Raw genomic sequence first — 13,113 nt, 5'->3', positions numbered from 1 at the left:
GGGGCTCAGGCCCTGTCCTCCGGCTCCGGAATCAGGTCCTTGATGTCCCTGTTGCGGATCACGACCCTGCGGACCTTCCCGCTGATCGACTTGGGTATTGCGTCCACGAACTCGATCACACGGGGGTACTTGTAAGGGGCCGTCCTGGACTTGGTGAACTGCTGAAGCTCCTTCTTGAGCTCGTCGGTGGGCTTGTACGCCTCCCTGAGGATGATCGTGGCCTTGACAAGCTGCCCCCTGATCGGGTCCGGCACTCCGGTGACTGCGACCTCCAGGACCGCGGGGTGCTCCACGAGCACGCTCTCGATCTCGAAGGGGCTGATCCTGTATCCGGAGGACTTGATGATGTCGTCGTTCCTCCCCAGGTACCAGAAGTAGCCGTCCTCGTCCTTCCATGCAACGTCGCCGGTGTGGTGCCATCCGTCCCTCAGGGTCTCGTTGGTCTTGACCTCGTCCCTGTAGTACTCAACGAAGATCCCGGGGACCCTCGGGGATATGGAAACGCAGATCTCCCCCTCCTCTCCGGGGCGGACGGGGTTCCCCTCCTTGTCGAGAAGCTCCACACGGAACTGGGGTGACGGCTTCCCCATGGATCCGGGCTTGGGGGTCATCCCCTTGAGGGTACCGACGATGACGGAGGACTCGGTCTGTCCGAAGGCCTCCATGAGCTTGAGACCGGTCGCCTTGTACCATGTGTTGAACGTGTCGGGGCTGAGGGGCTCGCCGGCGATGCAGCAGTTCTTCAGCGAAGACAGGTCGTGGCCCTCGATCCCCGCGTTCAGGTACAGCCTGAACATCGTGGGAGGGCAGCAGAACGTGGTGATCCTGTGCTTCTCGATCATGTTCATGATGTGGTGGGGCTCGAACCTGTCGTACTCGTAGACGAACACCGCGGATTCCATGATCCACTGTCCGTAGAACTTACCCCAGGCGTTCTTCGCCCACCCGGTGTCGGCCACCGTCCAGTGGAGCCCGTCGGCCTCCACCTGCTGCCAGTGCTTCGCCAGGAGGATGTGTCCCAGCGGGTAGCTGTAGTCGTGGACGGCCATCTTGGGGTTGCCGGACGTCCCGGATGTGAAGTACATGAGGAACCTGTCCGTGCGCTTAGTGGGCACCCTCCCCCAGGCCTCGGAGCACTCCTCCATCTCCCTGTCGAAGTCGAGCCATCCGTCCCTGTGGCCGTTGACGGTGAACCTGCATGCGAGCTTGTCGATGTTGCCGGCGCCCTCGAAGGACTCGATGATGTCGTCATCGTCGGTGACGATGGCGGCCTTCAGGCCGGCGGCGTCGATCCTGTACTCGATGTCGTGGGACTTGAGCATGAACGTGGCGGGAACCGCGATGGCGCCCATCTTGTGGAGCGCCACGCAAATGAACCAGAACTGGTAGCTGTGCTTGAGGACCAGCATGACGAAGTCGCCCTTGCCTATGCCCTTGGAGGCAAGGTAGTTGCACGTCTTGTCGCTGAGCCTCTTGATGTCGGCGAAGGTGAACCTCCTGCACTCGCCGTTCTCGTGCTCCCAGACCATCGCGACCCTCTCGGGGTCGTTTACCGCGATGTCGTCCACGATGTCGTAACCGAAGTTGAAGTCGTCGGGGCAGTCGATGTCAAGATGCTTGAGGAGACCGTTCTCGTCGTAGGTCTCCTTCACGTACCTCAGGTTGATGTTCCTCATGGCCACTCACGCGTATACTCAGGAACAGAAAAAACCGATTATTTAATGTAATCGTAGAAGATTTCGGATTCCGTAGTTTTATATAAATATTGACTGCGGAATCCGAATTTGGGTTTAAATACCATGTTTCGGAATCGATGGGATTCGTATCACGCCGAGTTGTACTTCTCGATGTCCTTGTTGCGGATCTCGACCCTGCGGACCTTTCCGCTGATGGTCTTCGGCATGGTCTCCACGAACTCCACAACACGGGGGTACTTGTACGGCGCCGTCTCCTTCTTTGTGAAGTTCTGGATCTCCTTCTTCAGCTCGTCGGTCGGCTCGAAGCCGGACCTGAGGATGATGGTGGCCTTGACGAGCTGTCCCCTGATCGGGTCCGGCACGCCTGTGACGGCGCACTCAAGCACAGCAGGGTGCAGCATGAGGGCGCTCTCGATCTCGAAGGGACTGATCCTGTAACCGGAGGACTTGATGATGTCGTCGTTCCTGCCGACGAACCAGTAGTATCCGTCCTCGTCCTTCCAGGCGACGTCGCCGGTGTGGTGCCATCCTCCCCTGAGGGTGACGGCGGTCTTCTCCTCGTCCCTGTAGTAGCCGATCATGATGCCGAAGGCGTCGGCCTTGACCACGATCTCCCCGTTGACTCCGGGAGGACAGGGATTGCCGTCCTCGTCGACGATGTCGACCTCGAACTGCGGGGAGGGCTTCCCCATGGAGCCGGGCTTGGGCTCCATGCCCCTGAGCGTGCCGACGACCATGGTCGTCTCGGTCTGTCCGTACCCCTCCATCAGCTTGAGGCCGGTGGCGTCGTACCAGGTCTGGTACGTGTCGGGGTTGAGAGCCTCTCCGGCGATGCAGCAGTTCTTGAGGGACGAGAGGTCGTGACCCTCGAGACCCGCGTTGAGGTAGAGCCTGAACATGGTGGGAGGGCAGCAGAACGTGGTGATCCTGTGCTTCTCGATCATGTCCATGATCTCATGGGGCTCGAACTTGTCGTACTCGTATACGAACACCGCGGATTCCATGATCCACTGGCCGTAGAGGGCGCCCCACACGGACTTGCCCCAGCCGGTGTCGCTGACGGTGTAGTGGATCCCCTCGGGGTCCACCTGGTGCCAGTGCTTCGCGGTCATCAGGTGACCGAGCGCGTAGCGATGGCTGTGGAGGACCATCTTCGGGTTGTCGGAGGTCCCGGATGTGAAGTACATGAGCATGGGGTCGGTGACCCTGGTGTCGATCCTCTCGAGCACGTCGGATGCCTTCTCGACCTCCGCGTTGAAGTCGACCCAGCCCTCCCTCTTCTCACCGACGAGGGCCCTGAGCTGCAGCGAGGGGATGTTATCCGCCGCCTCCACCGAGCCGCTGATGTTGGACTGATCAGTGCAGATGACGGCCTTGACACTGGCGGCGTTGATCCTGTACTCTATGTCGTGCTTGGTCAGCATGTGGGTAGCCGGGGCGGCGATGGCGCCGATCTTGTGGAGGGCAACCATGCAGAACCAGAACTGGTACCTCTGCTTCAGGATCAGCATGACGACGTCGCCCTTGCCGATGCCCTGTGAGAGGAGGTAGTTGGCGACCTTGTTGCTCATCCTGCTGATGTCGGAGAACGTGAACGTGTGCTGCTCTCCGGACTGGCTGTCCCAGACCAGTGCCACCCTGTCGGGCTCCGCCGCGGCGATGTCGTCCACGATGTCGTACCCGAAGTTGAAGTTGTCAGGGCACTTGAGCTTGTACGTCTTCAGAAGACCGTTCTCGTCGTAGGTCTCGTCGACGTATCTCAGATTGATGTTCCTCATCTTCAACCCTTCAGTACTACGGCGATGAACCTGCACCCCTCTTTGGAGGTGGCGTACATGCCGTGGGGCTTGCCCGAGTCGTAGTACACGGAATCCCCGGGACCGAGGTCCATGACGTGGCCGTTGTGGGAGAACCTCAGTGTGCCCTCGAGGACGTAGTCGAACTCCTGACCCTCGTGCGTAGACACACGGATGGGCGCGTTCTGATCCTCCTCGATGTAGGGCGCTGTGACCAGGAACGTCTCCGCGAGCTTGTCCTTGAAGTTATACGCAAGATGCTCGTACTCGAACCCGATGCGCCTCTTGATCGGGAGCCCCTTGCCCTTCCTGACCAGGGTGCATCCTGACAGGTGGGGGTTCTCCCCGGTCAGCAGCTCCACGATGTCGATGCCGAACTTCTCGGCGCACTTGTGAAGGAAGGTGAACGAGAAGTCGAGCCTCCCGCTCTCGTACTCGACGTACTCCTCGGGCGTCTTTCCGACGATGTCCGCCATCTCCTCGACTGTAATATCACACATTTCGCGCATCGCCTTGATGCGCTCAGCTACCTCTGCGATGTTAGGCTCCATTGACTCTCGTGGAATCGGTAGTTAGCCATCGAATAAAAACAAATGCTTTCCGTGGGGACCTGGACACTGAATCGGGACGAAGAATGGACACGGAACGACGGATTTATTAGACGAATGTCTGTGGACCCGTGCCGTCATGGGATGTAGTGGACGCCCCGTGGCGATGGATGCTGTGCGATGTCCGGGCCGGACCCAGCACGCGCACGCACCCGTCTATAATCTATATACCGCGTCCGCGATGCAGGTGCGATGTTTCCGCTGGAGAGAAGGGTGACCGTCGTGTGCGGCCACTACGGCACTGGGAAGACCAACCTTTCCATCAACCTGGCACTCGACTGCGCCCGGCACGGGGAGGATGTTACCCTCGTCGACCTCGACGTGGTCAACCCCTACTTCAGATCGGCGGACTACGCCGACGTCCTCACGGAGAACGGCGTCAGGGTCGTCGGACCCAACTTCGCCAACACCAACCTCGACACACCGTCCCTCCCCGCCGCCGTCAGCAACGTCATCGCCGAGGGGTCCAGGGTCATAGTGGATGTTGGAGGGGACGACGCCGGCGCCACCGCGCTCGGGGTCTACTCCAGGGCACTGGCCGGGGCGGAGCCGGACGTCATCTACGTCATCAACAGGTATAGGTCCCAGACAACCCATGCCGACGAGGCCGTCCAGATCCTGAGGGAGATCGAGACGACGTCCCGTCTGAGGGCCACCTGCGTGGCAAACAACTCGCATCTGAAAGGGGACACCACGGAGGCCACCGTCCTGGGATCGATGGCCTTCGCAGAGGAGGTCTCCGTCAAGACCGGACTCCCCCTAAGGTTCACGACCGCCCCCCGCGGCCTGGATTTCACCCAACTAAATAAAATCCCTGACATATACCCGGTCGACGTCCTCGTGAGGGCGCCGTGGGAGTGATGTGGTACAAATGCCGAAAGTAACAGTTGACAACAACATCTGCAAGGGATGCGAGATGTGCGTGATCGCATGTCCGAAGCACATCATCGCACTCGACAAGAGCATTACGAACAACAAGGGGTACCATCCCGCCCATGTCACCGACCAGAGCGCGTGCACGGGCTGCGGGTCCTGCGCGACCATGTGCCCCGATGTGGCAATCATTATCGAGATGTGAACATGAACGAGAAAGTACTCATGAAGGGAAACGAGGCCATCGCCGAGGCGGCAATCGCCGCCGGATGCAGGCACTTCTTCGGATACCCCATCACCCCGCAGACCGAGGTGGCGGCATACATGTCCAAGAGGATGCCGAAGATCGGCGGTGTCTATCTGCAGGCCGAGTCCGAAGTCGCGTCCATCAACATGGTCCTCGGTGCCGGAGCCGCCGGCGTCAGGGTCATGACGTCCACATCCTCCCCCGGCATCAGCCTGATGGCCGAGGGGATCTCCTATCTGGCGGGATCGGACGTTCCGTGCCTGATCGTCAACGTCCAGCGCGGAGGGCCCGGACTCGGAGGAATCCAGCCCTCCCAGGCGGACTACTTCCAGGCGACCAAATCCACCGCCCACGGCGACTTCCACATCCTCGTGTTCGCACCCTCGACGGTCCAGGAGACCGTCGACATGATCGCCACCGCATTCGACCTCGGAGACAAGTACAGGATGCCTGCCATGGTCCTGTCCGACGGAATGCTCGGACAGATGATGGAGCCCGTCGTCCTCCCCGAGCCCAAGGAGCCCGACATGGACTCCAAGACATGGGCGGTCAGCGGGCACGGCGGCAAGAGGGAGCACAACGTCGTCAACTCCCTGTACATCAACCCCCAGGAGCTCGAGGACCTCGTCAAGGACAGGTTCGAGAGGTACGAGACGATCAAGGAGAACCACCAGATGGCCGAGGAGTACCTCGTCGACGATGCGGACATCATCATCGTCGCCTACGGATCGTCCTCCAGGGTCTCCAGGTCCGCGATCGACTCCGCGAGGGCGCAGGGCATCAAGGTCGGAATGATCAGGCCGATCACGCTCTGGCCGTTCCCGGAGAAGTTCATCGAGAAGCACGTCGGCCACGCGAAGGCCTTCCTGTCCGTGGAGATGTCCATGGGACAGATGGTCGACGACGTGAAGCTCGTGGTCAACGGAAGGGCCCCCGTGGAGTTCTTCGGACGTACCGGAGGTATGATCCCGACCCCCAACGAGGTCCTCGAACAGATCGTCAGGATCAACGGAGGTGTTCAGTGATGACAGTAAAGGGAGAGAGGCCGCACGCGCTCACGAACGCGCCGTTCCACTACTGCCCCGGATGCACGCACGGAATCGTGCACAGGCTCGTGGCCGAGGTCATCGACGAGCTCGGCATCGAGGGGAAGACCGTCGGAGTGGCATCCGTGGGATGCTCGGTCTTCACGTACAACTACTTCAACTGCGACATGGTCCAGGCGCCCCACGGCCGCGCACCCGCCGTGGCCACCGGCGTCAAGAGGGCCAGGCCCGAGAACGTGGTGTTCACGTACCAGGGTGACGGGGACCTCGCCGCCATCGGAATGGGTGAGACCGTCCACGCCGCCGCCAGGGGCGAGAACATCGTCGCGATCTTCATCAACAACGCCATATACGGCATGACCGGAGGCCAGATGGCCCCCACGACCCTGCCCGGGCAGGTCACCCAGACCACCCCCTACGGAAGGGACGTCAAGACCGCCGGGAACCCCATAAGGGTCTGCGAGCTCCTGTCCTCACTGGACGGCGTGGCGCTCGCCGAGCGCGTGACCGTGGACAGCGTCAAGAACGTGAGGGCCGCCAAGAAGGCCATCAAGAAGGCGTTCGAGTACCAGATGGCCGGCAAGGGATACTGCATCGTGGAGGTCGTCTCCACCTGCCCCACTAACTGGGGGATGTCGCCCGCCGACGCCATCCAGTGGCTGAGGGACAACATGCTGCCGTACTACCCGCTCGGAGTCTACAAGGATGTCGGGGAGGGAGAGCAGTGAGCGACCTCAACGTTCTGTTCGCCGGATTCGGAGGGCAGGGGATCCTGTTCTCCGGCAAGGTCATGGCCTACGCAGCGCTGATGGAGGGCAAGGAGCTCTCCTGGCTCCCGTCCTACGGACCGGAGATGCGCGGAGGGACGGCGTCCTGCAGCGTCTGCATCTCCGACAAGGCGATCGGGTCGCCCCTGGTGGTCAACCCCGACGTTCTCGTCGTGATGAACCTCCCCTCACTGGAGAAGTTCGAGAACGACGTGGTCCCCGGAGGGCTGATCCTCATCGACAGCTCCATCGTCCACAAGAAGGTCGCCAGGACCGACGTCAGGGTCGTCTACGTCGACGCGTCCAGGATCGCCGAGGAGAACGGGCTCAAGGGAGCGGCCAACATGGTCATGCTCGGAAGGCTGTTCAAGGAGACCGGCTTCTGCTCCGCGGAGAACCTCGACCTGGGCCTCCAGAAGAGCATCCCGGCCAGGAAGGCCAACCTGCTCGAGAGCAACAGGAAGGCCATCGCCCTCGGAACCGAGAGCTGAAAACTTTCGGGGATGGCCGAGTCTGCGAACCCGGCCGACCCCCATTTCATTTTGTTTTTCGACCGATACGGGTTCAGTCCCTCTCAGTGGCGAGCCCCACGGACTCCTCCGCCACCTTGAGACAGGCGAGGAGATCGTCGGCGGTGTTCCTCATTGTCCCGGCAGACTCCGCCTCCATCCTGAAGACTATGGTGGAATCGCGCTGCTCCGAAGCGACGTATCCCTTGTTGTCGGGCCCCAGCGCGTCCATGACGGCGCGCGCCGACGCCGCGTCCGGATAGGTGACCTCGAGCTCGAGGGACATCATGGCTCAGCGCCTCCCGTTCCTGATCAGGTCGGCGATGTGCCTGCCCGCCTCGGACGTGGACATCTTACCTCCCAGGTCGGGCGTAGTGGCGCCCGTGTCCAGGCACGTCCTGACGGCGTCGTGGATCATCCTGCCCTCATCTGGGAATCCCTGCTCCTCCAGGAGCATCTGGGCGGCGAGGACCGCGGCGATGGGGTTGGCGATCCCCCTCCCGGCGATGTCGGGCGCGGACCCGTGGATGGGCTCGAACATGCTGACGCCCTCGGGGTTGATGTTTCCGCTGCCGCCCATCCCCAGACCGCCCTGGAGCTGTGCGCCGAGGTCGGTCAGGATGTCTCCGAACAGGTTCGGTACGGCGACGGTGCCGAAGGTCTCCGGCCTGACGATCATGGCCATGGCCATGGCATCGACGAACATGAAATCGAGGTCGAGGCCGTACTCCTCCGTCTTCTGCTCGAAGATCTGCCTCTGCATGCCGTAGTTCTTGGTGATGACGTTCGCCTTGTCGACGAGGGTCACCTTGGAGTCGCCCCTCTTGAGGGCGTACCTGCAGCAGTAGTCCGCGAACCTCGTGACCGCCGTCCTGGACAGGAGTCCGATCTCGAAGGCGAAGTCGTCGTTGTTGGTGGATCTCGCATCAAGGTCTATGTCCAGGCTGTAGAGTTCCCTGTCCACGTGCACGTGGGCGCTGGAGCCGCCGCTGCTGGGTCCGAAGAACCCGTTGGCCCCCATGTAGAAGTCCTCGGTGTTCTCCCTCAGGAAATGGATGTCGAAGGGGACCTCCCTCTTCAGCGGGACCAGCGGGAACCACGAGGTGACCGGACGGAGGTTGATGTACTGGTCGAAAACCGCCCTCATCTTCAGCAGGATCCCCTGCTCCAGCACGCCGGGCTTGACCCTCGGGTCGCCGATGGCGCCGAAGTAGATGGCGTCCTTGCGCTTCAGGGCGGCCACGTCCTCGTCTGTGAGCAGCTCACCTGTTGCAAGATACCTGTCCGACCCGATGTCGAAGAACTCCGGGTCGTACTGGAACGACGAGATCTCGGACACCGCGTCCAGGACCTCCATCCCTGCAGCGATGACCTCCTTGCCGATGCCGTCACCGGGGATTATGGCGAGGTGCTTCATCAGAACCTGCCCTCCCTGATGAGGTTCATCAGACCGCCAGCCTTGACCAGCTCGGAGATGAACGGCGGATACTCCGGGAAGGAGTACTCCTTGCCCTCGGCGATGACCTTGCCGTTGTCGGGGTCGACCTCGATGGTCTCCCCCTCCCTGGCATCGACCTTGCACTCCACCAGGAGGAGGCCGATGTTCATGGAGTTCCTGTAGAAGATGCGTGCGAACGACTCCGCGATGATGCACGAGAACCCGGCCTCTATCAGGGACAGGGGCGCGTGCTCCCTGGACGACCCGCAGCCGAAGTTCCTCCCTGCCACCAGGATGTCCCCCTTCTGGACCTGCTGCGCGAACCCGGGCCTGACCTTCTCGAATATGTAGTCGTTGAGGTGGTCGAGGTTGGCTGCCACCAGCCTCTCCGCCGGTATTATCTGGTCGGTGTCGACGTTGTCGCCGAACACCCAAACCTTTCCCTTGAACTTGTCCATTCAGTTCCCCTCCAGCTGGTCGGGTGTGACGATCCTGCCCGCGATGGCCGATGCGGCCACCACGGCGGGCCCGGCGAGGTAGACCTCCGAGGCCTTGTCGCCCATCCTGCCTATGAAGTTCCTGTTAGTGGATGACACGGCCCTCTCCCCTGCGGCGAGGATCCCCATGTACCCCCCGAGGCAAGCCCCGCAAGTGGGTCCGGAGATGAAGGCGCCTGCGTCGAGGAATATCTGCATCAGGCCCTCCTCGACCATCTGCCTGTAGACCTTCTGGGATGCCGGGACCACCAGGAACCTGACTCCCGGTGCGACCTTCCTTCCCTTGACTATCTCGGCGCCAATCCTCATGTCCTCTATCCTGCCGTTCGTGCAGCTGCCAAGGTACGCCTGGTCGATCCTGACGTCGGCCTCCCTGACCGGGCGGCCGTTGCTGGGGAGATGGGGATAGGAGACGAAGGGCTCCAGCTCGTCCAGGTCGTACTCCAGGACACGGCAGTACTCCGCGTCCGGGTCGGCCTCCACGGGGGTGTACTCCCCGCGGACGGTGTCCTTGATGTACTCGCGGGTGAGGTCGTCGCACGGGAAGATCCCCGCCTTGCCGCCGGCCTCGATGGCCATGTTGGAGACGGCGAGCCTGTCGGCGACGGGGATGTTCTGGACGTCGCCGTGGAACTCGAAGGCCTTGTAGTTGGCCCCGTCGACGCCGATGTCGGTGATGATCCTGAGGATCAGGTCCTTCCCGCCGACGTACTTCCTGAACTTTCCCCTGACGACGACCTTGATCGTCTCGGGCACCTTGAACCACAGCTTGCCGGTGGCGAACGCCGCGGCGGCCTCTGTCGACCCGATGCCCGTGGAGAAGGCGTTGATGCCGCCGTAGGTGCACGTGTGGGAGTCGGCTCCGACGATGAGCCTCCCGGGCGCCGCGAATCCCTCCTCCACCATCAGCTGGTGGCAGACCCCGCTCTTCCCGATTTCGAAGTAGTTGGGCAGCTCGTGCTTCTGGGCGAACTCCCTCATCTCCTTCGCCTGCTCGGCCGAGGCCACGTCCTTGGCCGGGACGTAGTGGTCCGGGATCAGGACCATGCGGTCCTTGTACATCCTGTCGGTCCCGAGCTTGTCGTACTCCCTGAAGGCGATGGGTCCAGTGACGTCGTTGACCATGACGTAGTCTACGTTGGCCATGACGATCTGCCCGGCGCGGGCGTCGGTCCCGGACTTCTCCGAGAGGATCTTCTCTGCTATCGTTTTGCCCATTTCACTCTCTCCTCTGTCTAGCGAAATCCCTGTTTATGGCTGCCATCATGGCGTCCACGGACGTCTGCACGACATCCAGACCCACTGCCTTGCCGACGGACAGGTTGCCGTCGTCCTGAACGTTCTTGACCATCACCGTGGCCTCGCAGATGGAGTCGCTGCCGCCGGTGACCGCCGCCAGCTTGTACTCCTCCAGCGTGATGTTGTCGTTGACCGCCTCACGGATCGCGTTGAGCGCGGCGTCGACGGGACCCACACCGATCTCGGACTTGACCCTCTTGTCCCCGTTGATGAGTATGGTCACGGTGGCTGTGGAGGTCACGCTCTTTCCTGTGATGACCGCGATTCCCTCGAGGACCGCGGTCTGGATCTTGGTCTCCTTCTTCCACAGCACGTTGTCCGCTATGGCGACCAGCTCGGCGTCGTCTATCTCCTTGCCGCCGACGGCGATCTCCTTGATCGCGGCCATCAGCTCGGGCATGTGCTCCTCGGGGAACCTGACGTTGAGCGCCTCCAGCCTTCCGCGGACGGAGTGCTCGCCGGAGTGCTTGCCGATGACGATGTGCCTCTCCACGCCGACCATCTCCGGCTTGAAGGGCTCGTAGGTGAGGCTGTTGGCCATGACCCCGTGGACGTGGATGCCGGACTCGTGGGCGAAGGCGTTCCTCCCCACGACCGCCTTGTTGTAGGCGATCGGGAAGCCGGTGATCCTCTCGACCATCTTGGACGTGGGCCCGAGCTTGGTGAGGTCCACGGTCTCCGCTCCGTAGTTGGCGAACAGGTTGACCGCCACCTCCTCGAGCGCGGCGTTGCCGGTCCTCTCCCCGATGCCGTTGACGGTGACCTGGCATATCTCCGCGCCGGCCTCCACGCCCGCCAGGGTGTTGGCCACGGCCAGTCCCATGTCGTTGTGGCAGTGCATGGAGATGGGCACCTTCAGCACCTTGTGCATCTCCGAGACGATGTGCGCCATGCCCTGAGGGATTATGACCCCGACGGTGTCGGGCAGGTTGATCGCCTCCGCGCCGGCGTCCTGGACGGCGACGCATATCCTCTTCATGAAGTCCAGGTCGGTCCTCGTGGCGTCCTCGCAGGAGAACATCACCCTCAGGCCGTGGTCCCTGGCGTACTCGATGGTGGACACGGCCTTCTCGACCACCTGGTCCGGAGTCATCTTGAGCTTGTACTTCATGTGGAGGTCGCTCGTCGCGATGAAGGTGTGGATGTAGTCGACACCAGTCTCCAACACAGCGTCCACATCGCCCTTGACGGACCTGGAGAGGCTGCACACCGTGCATCTCGTGCCGGCGTCCACGATCTTCTTCAGGGTCTCCCTCTCGGTCTCGGAGGATACGGCGAATCCCGCCTCCATGATGTCCACCCCGAGGTCGTCCAGAGCCATCGCGATGCGGACCTTGTCGTCAGAGCTCAGGGCGATGCCAGGGGCCTGCTCCCCGTCCCTTAGCGTGGTGTCAAAGATCTGGATCCTGTCCTTGTGGGGTAGGGGCTGGAGCGCAAGCTGGTTGTAGGGGCTCACTGCCAACATATCTCTCAGCCTAGCGTTCTCACTGGTTTGGGTAGCTTCCATATAAACACCTCAAACCGTCCTAGCTCTCACTGGATTTACTCAAGAAGAAGGAGTAGTCCGATGAAAGCGTTGCAGATCATTTCATGACCTCTGACGGTGATGCTCTTAATTCGCTGATTGTATAAAAATCCTATCGAAAAACGTGAAAACGGTCGGAAAACCGTCTGAACATCGGACATCTGTTAATAATATCAAGCCGATTACAGCCCCATGGCATGGTTCTTTGGTAAGAAAGAGGAGAAGCCCGTGGAGAACAAGATGCCCGAGCAGTCCGAGAGGCAGTACAACCTCTTCTGGATGATCCGCATGAGTCCCTTCGCGGACTACACGGACGAGCAGATCCAGGAGGCCATCGAGAGGAAGATCAGAGAGGTCAACAGGACGCTCAAGACTCAGCCCGTCGAGATGGTCAGGGCCAAGAGCGAGAGGAAGGTCGCCAAGCTGGAGTCCCTGTCCGGGAACAGGGAGGCGATCGAGGAGGAGAGGGACCAGGCCATCCTGCACTTCAACAGGAACATGATAGAGGACAACAACGGGGAGGTCCCCACCGACGCCGCGAAGATCGACGGCACCATCGCCAGGGAGGGCTGGGCCGACGGCACCGGCCTCGTGAAGGTCGACGGCATGCCCCACTGCCCCACATGCGGCTACATCAACAGGAAGACCAAGCACTGCGTCAACTGCAACGCCAAACTCAAGTTCTGAACCGCTCCGGAGGCGCCGTCGCGACGGCGGCCTCCGGCAGCATTTATCTGTCGACGGTTGACGGACAGACGTCTGATGTCGATTGCCCTCTTCCAGAAGAGACGATAATGGTTTGTCCCGGGGT

General features: G+C 61.5%; 14 protein-coding genes. 6 read left to right on the top strand and 8 right to left on the bottom strand.

The window, feature by feature from the left end:
- Nucleotides 1-5: 5 nt before the first annotated feature.
- The 3 genes from JS82_03270 to JS82_03260 form a co-directional block, all read right to left on the bottom strand.
- The gene (locus JS82_03270) at nucleotides 6-1,676 is read right to left on the bottom strand and encodes an AMP-binding protein (GenBank protein ID QHK17185.1); all 1,671 of its coding nucleotides are present in this window, start codon (nucleotides 1,674-1,676) and stop codon (nucleotides 6-8) included.
- Between the two features lie 149 nt (nucleotides 1,677-1,825).
- Nucleotides 1,826-3,475, bottom strand: a complete 1,650-nt coding sequence (locus tag JS82_03265) for an AMP-binding protein (protein ID QHK17184.1) — start codon at nucleotides 3,473-3,475, stop codon at nucleotides 1,826-1,828.
- A gap of 2 nt (nucleotides 3,476-3,477) precedes the next feature.
- Nucleotides 3,478-4,044: a cupin domain-containing protein gene (locus JS82_03260; protein QHK17183.1), complete on the bottom strand. Its 567-nt coding sequence runs from the start codon at nucleotides 4,042-4,044 to the stop codon at nucleotides 3,478-3,480.
- Between the two features lie 249 nt (nucleotides 4,045-4,293).
- On the opposite strand from JS82_03260, the gene JS82_03255 reads away from it, so the two are divergent.
- From JS82_03255 to JS82_03235, 5 genes are read left to right on the top strand one after another with little or no spacing between them, the layout of a single operon-like run.
- Nucleotides 4,294-4,962 carry a ParA family protein gene (locus JS82_03255; protein QHK17182.1) on the top strand — a complete coding sequence of 223 codons (669 nt, stop codon included), beginning with the start codon at nucleotides 4,294-4,296 and terminating at the stop codon, nucleotides 4,960-4,962.
- 10 nt (nucleotides 4,963-4,972) lie between these two features.
- Complete coding sequence (locus JS82_03250) at nucleotides 4,973-5,179, top strand: 4Fe-4S dicluster domain-containing protein (GenBank protein QHK17181.1); 207 nt, start codon at nucleotides 4,973-4,975, stop codon at nucleotides 5,177-5,179.
- A 2-nt stretch (nucleotides 5,180-5,181) separates the two neighbouring features.
- Nucleotides 5,182-6,246 carry a 3-methyl-2-oxobutanoate dehydrogenase subunit VorB gene (gene vorB / locus JS82_03245; GenBank protein ID QHK17180.1) on the top strand — a complete coding sequence of 355 codons (1,065 nt, stop codon included), beginning with the start codon at nucleotides 5,182-5,184 and terminating at the stop codon, nucleotides 6,244-6,246.
- Nucleotides 6,246-6,995, top strand: coding sequence for a 2-oxoglutarate oxidoreductase (locus JS82_03240; protein ID QHK17179.1), 750 nt, complete (start codon nucleotides 6,246-6,248; stop codon nucleotides 6,993-6,995). The genes vorB and JS82_03240 overlap by 1 nt, the downstream gene beginning before the upstream one ends.
- Nucleotides 6,992-7,525, top strand: coding sequence for a 2-oxoacid:ferredoxin oxidoreductase subunit gamma (locus JS82_03235; GenBank protein QHK17178.1), 534 nt, complete (start codon nucleotides 6,992-6,994; stop codon nucleotides 7,523-7,525). Before JS82_03240 ends, JS82_03235 begins: the two co-directional genes overlap by 4 nt.
- A 73-nt stretch (nucleotides 7,526-7,598) precedes the next feature.
- On the opposite strand, the gene JS82_03230 is transcribed toward JS82_03235, so the two are convergent.
- The 5 genes from JS82_03230 to JS82_03210 are packed head-to-tail and all read right to left on the bottom strand — an operon-like array spanning nucleotide 7,599 to nucleotide 12,242.
- A complete protein-coding gene (locus JS82_03230; protein QHK17177.1) occupies nucleotides 7,599-7,832 on the bottom strand; it encodes a hypothetical protein in 234 nt (77 codons plus the stop codon).
- A gap of 3 nt (nucleotides 7,833-7,835) precedes the next feature.
- Nucleotides 7,836-8,960, bottom strand: coding sequence for a 3-isopropylmalate dehydrogenase (locus tag JS82_03225; protein QHK17176.1), 1,125 nt, complete (start codon nucleotides 8,958-8,960; stop codon nucleotides 7,836-7,838).
- On the bottom strand, nucleotides 8,960-9,439 hold the full coding sequence (locus JS82_03220) for a 3-isopropylmalate dehydratase (protein QHK17175.1): 480 nt from the start codon (nucleotides 9,437-9,439) through the stop codon (nucleotides 8,960-8,962). The genes JS82_03225 and JS82_03220 overlap by 1 nt, the downstream gene beginning before the upstream one ends.
- Nucleotides 9,440-10,696, bottom strand: coding sequence for a homoaconitate hydratase family protein (locus JS82_03215; GenBank protein ID QHK17174.1), 1,257 nt, complete (start codon nucleotides 10,694-10,696; stop codon nucleotides 9,440-9,442). It lies immediately after the preceding gene.
- A gap of 1 nt (nucleotide 10,697) precedes the next feature.
- On the bottom strand, nucleotides 10,698-12,242 hold the full coding sequence (locus tag JS82_03210) for a 2-isopropylmalate synthase (protein ID QHK18382.1): 1,545 nt from the start codon (nucleotides 12,240-12,242) through the stop codon (nucleotides 10,698-10,700).
- A gap of 252 nt (nucleotides 12,243-12,494) precedes the next feature.
- Between JS82_03210 and JS82_03205 the strand changes: the two genes are divergently transcribed.
- Complete coding sequence (locus JS82_03205) at nucleotides 12,495-12,989, top strand: hypothetical protein (protein ID QHK17173.1); 495 nt, start codon at nucleotides 12,495-12,497, stop codon at nucleotides 12,987-12,989.
- Nucleotides 12,990-13,113 lie beyond the last annotated feature (124 nt).

The organism is Methanomassiliicoccaceae archaeon DOK (genome assembly GCA_009911715.1).
Lineage (GTDB): Archaea > Thermoplasmatota > Thermoplasmata > Methanomassiliicoccales > Methanomethylophilaceae > Methanoprimaticola.
Note: the sequence above shows the minus strand (reverse complement) of the source record. Positions and strands in the feature narration are given on the sequence as shown.

What these genes read in the sequence shown, in the direction of transcription:
- JS82_03265 (QHK17184.1), bottom strand. Translation starts at nt 3,475, where the DNA reads ATGAGGAACATCAATCTGAGATACGTCGACGAGACCTACGACGAGAAC.
- JS82_03220 (QHK17175.1), bottom strand. Translation starts at nt 9,439, where the DNA reads ATGGACAAGTTCAAGGGAAAGGTTTGGGTGTTCGGCGACAACGTCGAC.
- JS82_03210 (QHK18382.1), bottom strand. Translation starts at nt 12,242, where the DNA reads ATGTTGGCAGTGAGCCCCTACAACCAGCTTGCGCTCCAGCCCCTACCC.
- JS82_03205 (QHK17173.1), top strand. Translation starts at nt 12,495, where the DNA reads ATGGCATGGTTCTTTGGTAAGAAAGAGGAGAAGCCCGTGGAGAACAAG.
- vorB (QHK17180.1), top strand. Translation starts at nt 5,182, where the DNA reads ATGAACGAGAAAGTACTCATGAAGGGAAACGAGGCCATCGCCGAGGCG.
- JS82_03240 (QHK17179.1), top strand. Translation starts at nt 6,246, where the DNA reads ATGACAGTAAAGGGAGAGAGGCCGCACGCGCTCACGAACGCGCCGTTC.
- JS82_03215 (QHK17174.1), bottom strand. Translation starts at nt 10,696, where the DNA reads ATGGGCAAAACGATAGCAGAGAAGATCCTCTCGGAGAAGTCCGGGACC.
- JS82_03260 (QHK17183.1), bottom strand. Translation starts at nt 4,044, where the DNA reads ATGGAGCCTAACATCGCAGAGGTAGCTGAGCGCATCAAGGCGATGCGC.
- JS82_03270 (QHK17185.1), bottom strand. Translation starts at nt 1,676, where the DNA reads ATGAGGAACATCAACCTGAGGTACGTGAAGGAGACCTACGACGAGAAC.
- JS82_03255 (QHK17182.1), top strand. Translation starts at nt 4,294, where the DNA reads ATGTTTCCGCTGGAGAGAAGGGTGACCGTCGTGTGCGGCCACTACGGC.
- JS82_03230 (QHK17177.1), bottom strand. Translation starts at nt 7,832, where the DNA reads ATGATGTCCCTCGAGCTCGAGGTCACCTATCCGGACGCGGCGTCGGCG.
- JS82_03225 (QHK17176.1), bottom strand. Translation starts at nt 8,960, where the DNA reads ATGAAGCACCTCGCCATAATCCCCGGTGACGGCATCGGCAAGGAGGTC.
- JS82_03250 (QHK17181.1), top strand. Translation starts at nt 4,973, where the DNA reads ATGCCGAAAGTAACAGTTGACAACAACATCTGCAAGGGATGCGAGATG.